This is a genomic window from Burkholderia sp. 22PA0106, from assembly GCF_047497155.1.
In the GTDB taxonomy this organism is placed as follows: domain Bacteria; phylum Pseudomonadota; class Gammaproteobacteria; order Burkholderiales; family Burkholderiaceae; genus Burkholderia.
The window spans coordinates 1,742,177-1,755,542 of record NZ_CP163162.1 but is presented as its reverse complement, the minus strand read 5'-3'; the positions used below and the strand labels follow the sequence as shown (position 1 = coordinate 1,755,542).

Sequence of the window (13,366 nt, the reverse complement as noted above, 5' to 3'; positions counted from 1 at the left end):
GCTTCAGGGCTGCTCGCCGAGCAGCCGGCGGCGCAGGCGCTCGGCCCGGGTATGCGGATCGAGCCAGATGCCGAAGAACGCCGCCGCGAACGCCGGATCGTCGATATCGGCCTTCAGCGTGTCGTTCGCATAGAAGCGCGCGCCGTGGCCGGGCAGGTAGACGCCGCATAAGCGGTCGCCCGGGCCGACGTCCTGGAACGCGCGGCGCATGTCGGCCCGCCACGCCGCGAGCGTCGCTTCGGGCAGCGGGGCGGGCGCGAGGCGGCGAATCTCGTCCATGCCAACTTCCACCAGCCGTTCGGCGTGGATCTTGCGCCGGTAGGTCAGTGCCAGCGCGAACGGCACGTCCGGGCTGGTCGGCGCGCGGCTGGCCCACAGCGCCGCGTCGTAGAGACAAAACCCCAGCACGCAAAACTCGCCCGAGCCGATCAGGCGGGCCGCCGGCACGTCGTTGCGGCAATCGGCCGGCGCGTCGGCGCTGGCGAACGCGAAGGCCGTGGCCGCCGCCATCGCCATGCCGAGCAGGCCGTGCGCCGTCCTCCCCCAAGCCCGCGCGCGCATCTCAGCCGTCCCGTTCGATCAGGAAATGCATGACGCCGGTGCGCGCCTCGGCGAACCCGGCCTCGCAATACGCGAGGTAGAGCCGCCAGGTGCGCACGAACGTTTCGTCATAGCCGAGCGCGCGCACCGCGTCGAGCCGCGCCTCGAACGCCTGCCGCCACAGTTGCAGCGTGTGCGCGTAATCCTGGCCGAAGCTGAGGGTGGCCCGGGCGCTCAAGCCGCCGCGCTGCGCGGCGCGCACGAACCGCTCCGGGCTCGGCAGCATGCCGCCCGGAAACACGAACTCGCGGATGAAATCGCTCGACGCCCGATAGGCCGGGAAACACGCGTCATCGATCGTGATGGTCTGCACCAGCGCCCGGCCGCCCGGCACGAGGCGCTCGCGCAGCGTCGCGAAATAGCCGGGCCAGAACGCCTCGCCCACCGCTTCGAACATCTCGATCGACACGATCGCGTCGTAGTGCCCGTCGAGATCGCGGTAGTCGCACAACTCGGCGCTGGCCAAGCCGTCGAGGCCTGCCGCGTGAATCCGCTCGGCCGCCAGCGCCTGCTGGCTCGGCGAGATCGTCACGCCGCGCACGGCGATGCCGAGCCGCGCCGCATGCAGCGCGAAGCCGCCCCAGCCGCAGCCGATCTCCAGCACGCGCATGCCGGGCTTCAACCCGAGCGTGTCGACGATGCGCTGGTACTTGGCGTGCTGCGCGTCGGCCAGCGGGCGGGCCTGATCGCCATCGAAGCAGGCCGCCGAGTACGTCCAGGTGTCGTCGAGCCACAGCGCGTAGAACGGGTTGCCGATGTCGTAATGCGCGTGGATGTTGCGCCGGCTGCCCGCGCGCGTGTTCGGCCGCAGCCGGTGCCGCAGGTTGTACCAGAGCCGCGCCAGCCGGCCGCCGTGTACGGTGCGCGAGACGGCAGCCTCGTTGCGCATCGCCAGCCGCAGCAGCGCCGTGAAATCGGGCGAATCGAGCCAGCCGGCGCGATAGGCTTCCGCGAAACCGATGTCGCCCGAGCGCAGGATCGCGCGGCAGGCGCGCCAGTCGAGCAGGCGCAGCACGGCGCTCGGCCCCTGGTGCGGATCGCCGAACACGAATTGCGCGCCCTCGGGCGTCGACAGCGTCAAGTGACCGACGCGCGCGCGCCGCAGCAAGCCGAAAAAGAGCCGCACGGACAGCCCCGCCGCGGCAGGAGTCGAAAACGAACGCAGCAGGGTCATGACGAGGTCTCCCGGTCGTGAAGCGAGGATGGTGCGGATGGGGTGGATTCGGCAGCAGGCGGCGAGGGCGGATGCGCGCCGTGAAACGGCACGCGCTTGAGCCACAGCCGCAGCGCCTGCCAATGGATGCGAAACAGCACGCCGACGATGTCGAACGGCTGGCGCGCCAGCGCCCGCCACGCCTGCCGCCCCGTGAACGGCTGCGCGCGCAGCGCCAGCGCGGTGCGCAGCAGCAGGCCTTGGTCGTCGTGGTAATCGATCGTGATGGCCAGCCGCTCGCCGTGCTCGCGCACGCGGAACACGTAGCGGCCCGCCACTTCGCAGAACGGCGAGACGTGGAACGCCTTGCGGCAGACGAGTTCGGTGGCCGCGTCGATCGGCGCGTGGCTGGGCGCGCTCAACAGATAGCCGTGATGGCCGCCGAAGGTATTGCGCACGTCGGCATACAGCGCCCGCAGCGCACCCGAGCTGTCGTGACACAGCCAGAACCCGACCGGATTGAACGCATGGCCGAACACGCGCGGCATGCTGATGAGCCGGATTTCGCCGTCGGCCGGAATGCCGGCCTCGGCCAGTTGGGCGCGCATCCATGGCCCCAACGGCTGGCCGTCGCGCGGGCCGAAATCGCGCATGGCGAGGCCGAGCGGCGCGCGGCGGTCGATGCCGAACCAGCGTCGCTCGATTTGCGCGAGGCGGCCCACGTCGCAGCCGAGATACAGCACCGGATAGTCGAAACGGTGCCGCGCCGGGCGCAGGCGCTCGTGCATGACGCGGCCGGTCAGGAACTGCGCGGCGGCTCGGGCAGTCATGGCGTGGCCCATTGCGGCAGCACGTCGAACGCGGCGGCCACCCGCAACGCCGATTTCAGGCCGTCTTCATGGAAGCCATAGCCGGCCCAGGCGCCCGCGTACCACGTATGGCGACGGCCTTGCAGCTTGGGCAGGCGCTGCTGCGCGTCGATCGCGGCCTGATCGAGCAGCGGATGCTCGTACTGATACTGGCCGAGCACGCTGCGCTCGGCCGGCGGCTCGAACGGATTGAGCGTGACGATCACCGGCTGCTTGAACGGCAGCGGCTGCAATTGATTGATCAGATAGCTGACGCAGGTTTCCTGCGTGCCGTCCGCGCCTTGCCGCCCGAGGTAATTCCACGCCGACCACACGCTGCGCCGGCGCGGCAGCAGGCGCGCGTCGGTATGCAGCGTGGCGAGATTGCGGCGATAACGCACCGCGCCGAGCACGTTGCGTTCGGCCTCGTCGGCATCCACCAGCAAGCGCAGGCTGGTGGGCGCGTGGCTGGCCAGCACCACGGCGTCGAAGTGCTCGTTGCCGCCCGCGTCGGTGGCCACCGTCACGCCGTCCGGCTCGCGGCGCACGGCCAGCACGGGCGTGTTCAGGCGCACGTCGTCGAGCGTGGCCAGGATGCGCCGCACGTAGTCGCGGCCGCCGCCCACCACCGTCTTCCAGGCCGGGCGGTTGTTGACCTGCAACAGCGCGTGGTTCAGGCAGAAGCGCAGGAACGTGGCGGCCGGGAAGCGCAGCACGTCGTCGGCCTCGCTGGACCAGATCGCCGCCGCCATCGGCAGCAGGTAATGGCGCTGGAACGGCGTGCCGTAACGGCCCTCGGCCAGCAGTTCGCCGACCGAGCAGCGCGTGCGCAACGCCACGTCGAGCTGCGCCAGCGCCGATGCGTTGAAGCGCAGGATGTCGCGCAACATGCCGAGGAACGCCGGCGACAGCAGGTTCTGGCGCTGCGCGAACACCGTGTTCAGGTTGGTGCCCGCCCATTCGAGGCGGCCGCTGTCGAGCGACACCGAGAACGACATGTCGGTTTGGTGCGACTGCACGCCCAGTTCATCGAACAGCGCGATCAGGTTCGGGTAGGTGCGGTCGTTGAACACCAGGAAGCCGGTATCGACCGGATGGCGCTGGCCGTCCAGTTCGACATCCACCGTATTGGTATGGCCGCCCGCGTAGCCGGCTGCCTCGAACAGGGTCACGTGGTGACGGCGGCCCAGCAGATAGGCGCTGGCCAGCCCGGCGATGCCGGCGCCGACCACGGCGATGCGTTGTCCGGGCCGCCGTGCGGCGGCTTGATGATCCATGGCGTTCCTGCTCCTGATTCCTGATGACGAACTCGGGGGGCTACAGGGACAGATACGGACGACTCGCCCCCACGGATGCAGCCGCGTGCGATCAATCCTTGCCGTCGGGCCGCGCGAAGCCCGGCTGGCCGATTTGCGCGGGCGTTTGCGCGACCTGGCGGAAGCGCGCCGTGTCGTAGCCCATCGCGTCGAGCCGCGCCAGCAGCGCCTGATAGGTGGCCGCGTCGATCTGCGGTTCGCGCGCGAGGATCCAGCCGAGCGATTTGCCGGGGTAGCCGAGGATCGTGTAGCGGTAGTCCGGATCGACGTAGAGCGTCAACTGGCTCACGTACACCGGCCAGAACAGCCGCACGCGCCAGGCCCCGCCGCCGCTGCCCGGCTGCACAGTGTCGACGAAGCTGTGGGTGGTTTCCGGCGCGTCGAAGCTGCCCTTGCGGCCTGCGAAACCGTCGTCGATCCGGCCGTCCTCGCGCAGCGCCCAGTGCACGCGGCTGCCCACGAAGCCGCGTTCCGCGAAATAAGGGATGTTCGCGATCACGTACCAGCGGCCCATGTAGCGCGGCAGATCGACCGGCACCGTTTGCAGCGGCACCGCCGCGCGCGGGTTCGGGTTCGGCGGGTCGTTCGAGCAGGCGGACAGCGCCGGCAGCAGCGCGGCGGCCGCCGCGACGAGCACACTCGCGCGGGCCAGGCGCAACAGGCGTGCGCGGCTCATCGCGACACCTGGCGCTTTTCGAGCAGGCAGTGCGCCACGCCCCATTCGCGGCCGTGCGCATAGCCGAACAGTTCCGCCACCGCCATGTAGAACATGCGCCAGCGCTGGAACCACAGCGCTGCGTCCGCGCCGTAGACGCCCTCGAACACCGGCATCACCGCTTCGCGCTCGTCGTCCAGCGAGGCCAGCCATTGCTCGGCGGTGCGCGCGTAGTGGCGGCCGTCGAGCCACCATTGGCGCGAGACGCGCAGATCGTCCTGGAAGTGCAGCAGCAGCGTGGCCGACGGCATCGTGCCGCCCGTGAAGAAATGGCGCGACATCCAGTCCGTGCCGTCCTGAGAATCGAAGTGATAGGCCGCCGTGCGGTGCGCGAAGTGATGGACGAACAGCCGGCCGTCGTCGTGCAGCCAGCTCGCGATCTTGGCCAGCAGCGCGCCGTAGTTCTTCATGTGCTCGAACATCTCGATCGACACCACGCGGTCGAAGCCGCGTTCGTCCGGCGCGAAATCGAAATCCGCGATGTTGCCCGTGACGATGCGCAGGTTCGTCAGGCCGCGCTCCGCCGCGCGGCGCTCGATGAAGCGGCGCTGGCCGTGCGAATTCGACAGCCCGACGATGCGGGCCGCCGGATAGCGCTCCGCCAGCCACAGCGACAGCGAACCCCAGCCGCAGCCCAGATCGAGGATGCGCTGGCCGTCCGCCAGGCCCGCGCGCTCGGCATAGCATTCGAGCATCGCGTCCTCGCCTTGCGCGAGCGTTTCCGTGCCGCGCGGGTAGTAGCCGCACGAGTATTTGAGGCGCGGGCCGAGGTGCTGCTCGAAGAAGGTGTCCGGCACTTCGTAGTGCTGGCGGTTGGCGGCTTGCGTGTCGATCGCGATCGGGCTCGCGCGCAGTTCGGCCAGCAGGTGCTGGAGGGCGTCCGCGCTGCGTTCGCCGTCGTGCGCGAATGCTTCGCGCAGGCGGGTGCGCATCAATTGGCGCATGCCGGCGCGGATCAACATGTCGGGCAGCCAGCCGCGTTCGCAGCACTGGATCAGCCAGGGTTCCGGGGCGTGCGGCGCGGGCGTGGGGTTGGTAGCGGTCGTGCTCATCGTGAGGCTCCTTGCGGTTGAGGGCTCAGCGCGGGCCGGCAGGCGGCGAGCGGCGCGGCGGCCAGGGGATCAGGGCGCTAGTGGTGCGGATGTAGTCGTCGTAGCCGGGGCGGGTGTGGATCAGGCGGGCTTCGAGTAGCGGGATGCCGGATAGCTTCATGAGTAGCCAGGCCATGACGAAGGGGGGGATCAGGGTCAGCCAGCCCCAGGGCAGACGGATCGCCAGGGCGGTGTAGGCGAACCAGTGCAGGCATTCGAAGAAGTAGTTCGGGTGGCGGGAGTAGCGCCAGAGGCCGGTGCGGCAGACTTCGCCTTTGTTTTGGCGGTTGGCGGTGAAACGGGCTAGTTGGCGATCTGCTACTCCTTCTCCTATTACTGACACGAGCCAGATTGCGATGGCGGCTATGGCGTCGGGAGCAGCGACGGGCTCGGGGCGGAAGGCTGGGACGAAGAAGGCGATGGCCAGGATTAGGGCGACTAGCGCCTGGAGTTGGAAGAACCAGAAGAAGCGGGAAGGGGCTGCGGTGCCCCATTGGTCGCGGAATTGGCGGTAACGGGCGTCTTCGGGGTGGCCGAAGTTGCGTTGCCAGAGATGGTGGGCGAGGCGTAGGCCCCAGAGGGTGCCGCCGATGGCTATGAGCAAGCGGTTTGAGGGGGCGCCGGTGCCGGTTAAGGCGGTCAGGATTGCGACCAGCGCCAAGCCGAAGGCCCAGACTGGGTCGATCATGCCGGCGTTCTGGCTGCGGAGTTGCCAGAGCCAGACGGCTGAAAACAACGCGATCAGGGTTGCGGCGGATAGGGCGACGGACAGGGGGAGGGGCATGAGGGGTCCGGGGTTGGGGGGGCTCATGGGGAGGTACGGATGGGGGCGGGGGATGGATGCAGGGGAGAAAAAAGCCTGCGGTTGATGCGCGGTTTTTGGGGGGAGATTTCTGAGAAGGACGCGAGAGTGTCCGAATTTGGGGCTGTCAGAATTTCCGGGACTGTCAGAATTTCCGTGTTCGACTCCGAGCGAAAAGCCAACAACTCTTTTCGATCCGGAGTCGCCACTTGAACCATAGCGCTGGCTAGACCGTTTCCTAACTACAACCGCCGCCGAGACAGAAGTTATGTAGTCCGCGACGGCAAACGCATTATGGCCGCGAGATTCCTAACGCGTCCCGAAACGCTGGGTTTATTGCGAATTGCGCGTCTCCCCCCTGCTTTTGCGCCCGAGCAGTGAGGATTTTAGAGTCATAATTTACGTCGAAAATGTATTGCACTTCTTCGCCAACAAGCAAGCCTAGAACGCCATAGTAAATGAGAAAAGAGAACACCTTTCCAGTGGCGTCCGACTGAACACCTACGGATCGCAGCGTTTCCTCGATTTCAGAACGACTCGCAACCGGTTTGTGATCAAGGAATCCATAAAGAACATCCGGAGTTTCTGGGAACACGTCAGACAACTCGTGATCCAATTCAATCAACAGATCTTGCGAATAAGCTTTGATACCTTTTTCGATATCGGATTCCTCAATTTTGTTATGTGAGAAATTGTTTGCAAATCCTTTGCTATGAGAAAATATTTTCAACAAATTTCGCGGACGCATCAAAGACCGCTCTATCATAAATGCGGATGTTTCCTCTCCTCGGTAATGAGAGATGCACACTTGCCGCCAGATTTTCTCAAAATCTCGGTCGCCTCCAGTTGCTTTCGCATTCGCAACCAGCCTAAGTCTCAACATCTCTCTCAACATGTCGGGATCGGTCCAATCCAACACCGCACGCATATCTTTACCGTAGTCCGCGCTCTCCTTCATCAGTAATTCATACACATCATTGCGAATGAATATCAAGCACGATAAACGTTGATCGTGCTTGCGCATCTCGCGCTCCAATTTTCGGCCCGCCTCAACTAGACAACGAAGAACAATGGTGTCGATAACGTCAACTCCGGAAGCATTCCAACCTTTATCAAGATTGTCAAATAATATCCATATTGATTGTTTTTCATCAAGATAATCTGACAAACTCTGCCGCAGCGCCCTAATATCATGCGAGTACACTAAAGAAGTTACATCCTCAACTGTGAGTCGAGTGTCCGGTTTGTCACCGTAGCGTGATCTATATTCAAGTGCAATTCGATTTGATAACGTTAGAAGTCGCTCAGAAAAGTCGCCCTCCGTCGAAAAGCTTTCAACCTTATATGCCACCTCCAATCGCACGTATTTGTCGAAAAGATCGTGATTATGCTTATGTATAACGCGATCTTTTTCTAATACTTTGTAGGCAACTTCGAGCAAAAGCAAATATTCCCAGAACGCAGTGATAAGGTGCTGGCGCGACCCTTCCGTTAAATATGTCAGAAGATCTTCTTTGAGTTTAATTAATTGATATCCTTCGGGCTTCAAGTCCACCATTACGTTGCGTTTGTCGTTTCTGATTCTGTCGCGAAGTTGCAAAAATAGTGCCGTTTTGCCAGACCCTTTTCGACCTACCACTAAGTTTACTTCCCCTCGAAGCGCTCGATTGAACTGATCGGTTTGCATGTAATAGTCCGATAGTGTCGTCATTTCGTTTTCAGCCGTCGGATCACCAAACGTCAAGTTTTGAAGAAAAGTGTCTGCCGTTTTTGCTGGGGGTTCTACTTGCTGAAGGTAGTCTGTTACATCCAAGACTAAGCTAGCGATGTGCTCTGCAATATCGTCCGGGTGACCATAGATTTTCACGTCGTCCCGTACATCCAACGGAGATATAAAGTCCGCGGGTGCTAAAATCAACGTCGGGCGCTCCATCCCCTGCGCGAGTCCCGCAACAAACATTGTTCGAACATTGTGGATCTGGGCCCAATCCTTGTCCTCCCGTTCAAAGGAAACAAGAACCCCGGCTGATGAGGCTACTTGCCTTATGGCATCAACGGCCGAAAGGCGCGAGTCTTCAGTTGGATTAAAGCTTCTGTATTTATAACGCGCCTTCTTCAGGCGTGAGGTCATCATGGTTGCTGCAGTACCCTTAAACGGCGGCTCGACGACATAGGCCGGTGCTTTCGTATCAATCGGGCTTTGAACTGAAAGAGGGGTTTCTCCTATCTCGCCCGTCAATCGGTGCGCCAACGATTCGTCGTCTTCGTACTCAGAGAACCCAAGCGTGTCGAAAATTCCGATCCGTTTTGCAATCTCGCGATCACCCTTTATCTTCGAGTGCCTAATTAAGAAAACTCTTTTTGATTTTCCGATTGCGTAGCCAATCTCATAAACCACGTTAAGGTTTAGATAGGTGATGTCAGCAACAACGAAAGCTGATTCATCTATTTTTTCAATAATTGGTGAGATCAACGGTGTGCCCGCGATATCATTGAACTCCCATCGTTCGTACCTAACGTCTTGAGTTTTTGCCGTCACTTTCTTTATGGCGTTGCGCAAAATCTCCAGCAAAGACTGATCTTTGGACGGATAAGCAACGAAGGCAAGCTTGGTCATTTGTTACGCCGTTATGGTCGCGGGATTGTTCTTATCATCTCACATTAGATACGTCTTGGCCAAAGCGCGTAGGCAATCAGAAAGTGTTCGGCAGTCGAACGATTTTATTAGTTGTAGCTGTCGTCCGGCGCCTGGTTGTCCGAGCAATGTGGCTTGGCCGACTGCACACGGCCTACAATTTATCTTCTAAACCGTCAGTAAAACAAAAAGCCCGCTCATAAGAGCGAGCTTTTTTACCAACAACTTAACTACATCCCCCTCAAGAAACCCGCAGCGCCCCACTAGCAATCACCGGCCCAGTCGGCTGCCCCGTAACCGACCCACCTTCCGGCTCAACCGAAACCGCCAACGTAGCACTCGCAACCAACTGCGCCACGATCTTCGCCGGCAGCGCCATCGAAGCTGGCGCATCCGCCGGGAACACGCCCAGCGCAATCGGTTTCTCCCCATTAGGAATCAACCAAAGCTCCGTCGACCGCCCACTTGCCACTTGCGGATGCACTGCCGGCACCACGACCATATTCCCGCGCTGCAAATCGACCGTAGCCGTCCAGTGCGCAACGCCGTCGGTACGGGCGAGGGTAGCGACCAGATACCCGCTCGGCTGCGAAGAAGAACCAGAAGATCCAGAAGGAGCCGAAACCCCGCCAGACGGAGCCTCCCGCAACACCCCCAAATTCACCGCCAACAAAACCACCACCGCGACACTCGCCCCGACCCCCACCCAGCGCCACAAATCGAGCGAATTCCACCACCCACCACCCCGCGCAGGTTGGGCCACAGAAATCGGCGCACCCGGCAAAAATCCCAAATCACGCCGAATCCGCGTCCAAACCCGCTCAGGCGGTTCAACCGCAGCAAGCTCATCAGCCAGCGGCGCCAGCCGCACCAACCAGGCATCGAGCGTCGCCCGCAACACCGCATCGCGTCGAACATCACGCTCAAGCTGCCGGCGCGAGTCGGAATCAAGCACACCAAGCGCGTACTCAGCGCAGCGCAGGTCGTCGTCGGAGAAGGCAGGGGTATTCATCGCTCGAGGCACAGCTTCAGTTGCAGGAGACTGCGGCGGATCCAGCTTTTCATCGTGCCGAGCGGCACGCGCAGGCGTTCAGCCAGTTCGGCATAAGTCGCACCCGTAAAGAACGCTTCGCGGATCGCACCACGCTGCTGCGCTTCGAGCGCCTGCAGGCACTGCTCGAGCCGGCGGCGTGCCTCGCTCGATTCGGCCAGTTCGGCGGGAGTGGGGGAGTCATCTTCGATGGCGTCGGCCTGCTCGTCGTCGAGCGGGCTTTCGCGATGCTGGCGCAGGCGATCGATGCAGCGGTTGCGGGCCAGCGTGAGCAGCCAGGTCATGGCGCTGCCGCGCGTCGGGTCGAAGCTGTCGGCACGACGCCAGGCGCTGGTGTAGACCTCCTGCAGCAGATCCTCGGCCTCGCTGCGGTCATGCACCATCCGCGCGATCACGGCGAAAACGCGCGACGAACTGAGACGGTAAAGCGCCTCGAACGCCGGCTGGTCGCCCTGGGCGACACGTTGCAAAGCCTGGTTGAGCTGGGCGCGCCGCGCCTCGTCGGCATCGGGACTCTCGGTCATGTCGGGCGTGATCTTGACGCGCGGATTCGCTGCCGCGCTGCGTCGTGGCTGAAGTGTCACGAAATATAGCATCGGCGGTGCGCCGCCGTATATCGTGCCGCTCCAGCCTGCGTGTCTGATCGTCATGGTGGCGCGTCCGTCGTTACCGATACCTGTACATACGGACGAACCGGCACGCAGGATGCAGCCGATTGCGCAACCGGCGCGTCGCGAACCGTTGCCTGGCCGCATCGGCCGGCCTGTGGCGGCCCGCCGCTGCGCTATGATCACGCCTTTTACGCGCCCCGCCCGGCGCGGGCCGCGGGTTAGCCCCCGGTTTGAGCGGTTTCCCTGTTACTCCCCTGATTTCCAGATGACTCGACGAATGCCCGCGGCTGCGCTGCGGAAACTCCCGCGACCGCGCACGTTGCAGCGGCAACTCGGCCTCGGCTTGACCGTGATGGCGGCCCACGCCGTCGCCGCCCCGGCCGATGCGCCGGCCGCCGCGCCGGTGCCGGCCTCCGAAACGCGTACCGGCAAGGACGACGTTACCGCCACCCGCGTGCTGCCGGCGGTAGCCGTGTCGGGCCGGGCGGATACATCGTGGCGCGCACGCACGGCGTCAGTCACGGGCCGCGACGACGCGTCGATCCTCAACACGCCGGCCTCGGTCACGGTGGTGACAGCCGCGCAGATCGCCGACCAGCAAGCGAAGACGGTAGCCGACGTGCTGCGCAACGACGCCTCGGTCAACGCGGACTACACGCCGGTGGGCTATTACGGCAACTTCACGATCCGCGGCTTCCCGCTCGATCCGGCCAGCGCGCTGCGGCTGGACGGCCTCGCGCTGTCGGGCGAGCAGAACGTGCCGCTGGAAAACAAGGCGCGCGTGGAGATCCTGAAAGGGCTGGCGGCGATCGACAGCGGCGTGCTGTCGCCGGGCGGGGTGGTCAACTTCGTCAGCAAGCGGCCGGAGAACGTGTCGAGCGTGACGGCGGGCGTGGACAGCCGCGGCTCGACCTCGGCCTCGGTGGACCTGGGCCGCCGCTTCGGCCCGGACAATCAGTTCGGGTTCCGGATCAACGCGGCGAAGGAAAACATCCACTCGTACGTGGACGACGCGAACGGCCGCCGCACGTTCGGCTCGATCGCGGCGGACTGGAACATCACGCCGCGCGCGAGCCTGCAGGTCAACGCCGAATTCCAGCAGTGGATCCAGCGCTCGGTGTCGGGCTATCAACTGCTGGGCGGCACGGTGGTGCCGCCGGCGGCCTCCACCTCGAAGCTGCTCGGCGTGCAGCCGTGGGCCAAGCCGGTCACGACCGACGCGCTGAACCTCAACGCCCGCTTCGACTACGCGTTCGACAACGACTGGCGCGCCTACGTCACGGGCGGCCGCAGCCGCACGATGATCGACGACAACGTGGCGTTCGCCTACGGCTGCGGCTATTCGCCGAGCTGCGGCGCGGGCGGCACCTCGCCGTTCTTCTTCGCGTCGAACGGCGATTTCGACGTGTACGACTACCGCAGCCCCGGCGAATACCGCCGCAACGACGAAGTGCGCGCGGCCGTGTCGGGCAAGTTCACGACCGGCCCGCTGCGTCATGACGTGCTGTTCGGGGTGGGCGCATTGCATCGCGTGGTGCGGCTGTCGGATGCCGTCTACGACTACGTGGGCACCGACAATATCTACGGCCCCGATCAGGCGTTCGCGCCGTCGCCGAACGAGGCGAGCGTGTCGTATCCGCAGCTCGACGCGTGGCAGGTGTCGCTGTTCGCGTCCGACAAGATCAGCCTGGGCGATCACTGGCAGGTGCTGCTGGGCGGCCGTCAGGTGCTGCTGCGCCAGCGCGCCTGGACCAGCCAGGACGGCGACACCGCCCGCACCGATCGCACCAAGTTCCTGCCGCAACTGGCGCTGGTCTACAAGCCGGTCACGCCGCTGACGTTCTACGGCTCGTACAGCAAGGATCTGTCGCTCGGCGATCAGGCGCCGGTGCGCGCCAGCAATGCCTACGCGTTCCTGCCGCCGATCGAATCGAACGCCTATGAAGTGGGCGCGAAATACGACTGGGCCAACCGCCTGACGCTGACGGCGGCGGCGTTCACGATCAGCCGGCCGTTCCAGTTCGCGCAGCCTGACTCGTCGGACGCCGGTTACACGTTCGTGCAGCAGGGCCGCGAACGCCACGACGGCATCGAGCTGGGCGCGTCGGGCCAGGTAACCGAGCGGCTCGCGCTGAACGCGTCGCTGACGGCGATCCGCGCGCGCGCCTACGATTCGGGTTCGCCCGCCTACGAAGGCCATCAGGTGATCAACACGCCGCCGCTGCGCGCCACGCTGAACGCCGACTACGCGGTGCCGGGCCTGCCGGGCTTCCATTTGCTCGGCGGCCTCGAATACAGCGCCGGCCGCACGGCCAACGAGGAAGGCACGGCGCGCGTGCCGGGCTGGATCGTGGTGAACGCGGGCGCGCGCTACAGCACCAAGCTCGGCGGGCACCGCATCACGGCGCGGTTGTGGGTCGACAACCTGTTCAACCGCTATTACTGGCGCGATGCCGGCGAGCAGCAGGGCGACGCCTACCTGTTCCTCGGCGCGCCGCGCACGGCGCGGATGTCGGTCACGTACGACTTCTGAGCGCCGCGCGC

Annotated in this window: 11 protein-coding genes; 1 reads left to right on the top strand and 10 read right to left on the bottom strand. The window is 64.2% G+C overall.

Annotation, left to right across the window (positions count from 1 at the left end):
• Positions 1-3 precede the first annotated feature (3 nt).
• From AB4850_RS07530 to AB4850_RS07485, 10 genes are all read right to left on the bottom strand, one after another.
• Positions 4-561 carry a chalcone isomerase family protein gene (locus AB4850_RS07530; protein ID WP_414439197.1) on the bottom strand — a complete coding sequence of 186 codons (558 nt, stop codon included), beginning with the start codon at positions 559-561 and terminating at the stop codon, positions 4-6.
• Position 562: 1 nt separating this feature from the next.
• Positions 563-1,774, bottom strand: coding sequence for a class I SAM-dependent methyltransferase (locus tag AB4850_RS07525; RefSeq protein WP_414439196.1), 1,212 nt, complete (start codon positions 1,772-1,774; stop codon positions 563-565).
• Positions 1,771-2,583, bottom strand: a complete 813-nt coding sequence (locus AB4850_RS07520; RefSeq protein ID WP_414439195.1) for a DUF1365 domain-containing protein — start codon at positions 2,581-2,583, stop codon at positions 1,771-1,773. Before AB4850_RS07520 ends, AB4850_RS07525 begins: the two co-directional genes overlap by 4 nt.
• Positions 2,580-3,878 (bottom strand): NAD(P)/FAD-dependent oxidoreductase, encoded by a 1,299-nt coding sequence (locus AB4850_RS07515; RefSeq protein ID WP_414439194.1) that lies wholly within the window; start codon positions 3,876-3,878, stop codon positions 2,580-2,582. The genes AB4850_RS07520 and AB4850_RS07515 overlap by 4 nt, the downstream gene beginning before the upstream one ends.
• A gap of 91 nt (positions 3,879-3,969) precedes the next feature.
• Entirely contained in the window at positions 3,970-4,593 is a 624-nt protein-coding gene (locus tag AB4850_RS07510; RefSeq protein ID WP_414439193.1) for a lipocalin family protein, read from the bottom strand.
• Positions 4,590-5,684: a class I SAM-dependent methyltransferase gene (locus tag AB4850_RS07505; RefSeq protein ID WP_414439192.1), complete on the bottom strand. Its 1,095-nt coding sequence runs from the start codon at positions 5,682-5,684 to the stop codon at positions 4,590-4,592. Before AB4850_RS07505 ends, AB4850_RS07510 begins: the two co-directional genes overlap by 4 nt.
• A 25-nt stretch (positions 5,685-5,709) precedes the next feature.
• Positions 5,710-6,507, bottom strand: a complete 798-nt coding sequence (locus AB4850_RS07500) for a DUF1295 domain-containing protein (RefSeq protein WP_414439191.1) — start codon at positions 6,505-6,507, stop codon at positions 5,710-5,712.
• Positions 6,508-6,817: 310 nt separating this feature from the next.
• Positions 6,818-9,142: a P-loop ATPase, Sll1717 family gene (locus AB4850_RS07495; RefSeq protein WP_414439190.1), complete on the bottom strand. Its 2,325-nt coding sequence runs from the start codon at positions 9,140-9,142 to the stop codon at positions 6,818-6,820.
• Between the two features lie 259 nt (positions 9,143-9,401).
• On the bottom strand, positions 9,402-10,172 hold the full coding sequence (locus tag AB4850_RS07490; protein ID WP_414439189.1) for an anti-sigma factor domain-containing protein: 771 nt from the start codon (positions 10,170-10,172) through the stop codon (positions 9,402-9,404).
• On the bottom strand, positions 10,169-10,735 hold the full coding sequence (locus tag AB4850_RS07485; RefSeq protein WP_414441982.1) for a sigma-70 family RNA polymerase sigma factor: 567 nt from the start codon (positions 10,733-10,735) through the stop codon (positions 10,169-10,171). The genes AB4850_RS07490 and AB4850_RS07485 overlap by 4 nt, the downstream gene beginning before the upstream one ends.
• A 364-nt stretch (positions 10,736-11,099) precedes the next feature.
• On the opposite strand from AB4850_RS07485, the gene AB4850_RS07480 reads away from it, so the two are divergent.
• Entirely contained in the window at positions 11,100-13,355 is a 2,256-nt protein-coding gene (locus AB4850_RS07480) for a TonB-dependent siderophore receptor (protein WP_414441981.1), read from the top strand.
• Positions 13,356-13,366: the final 11 nt, after the last annotated feature.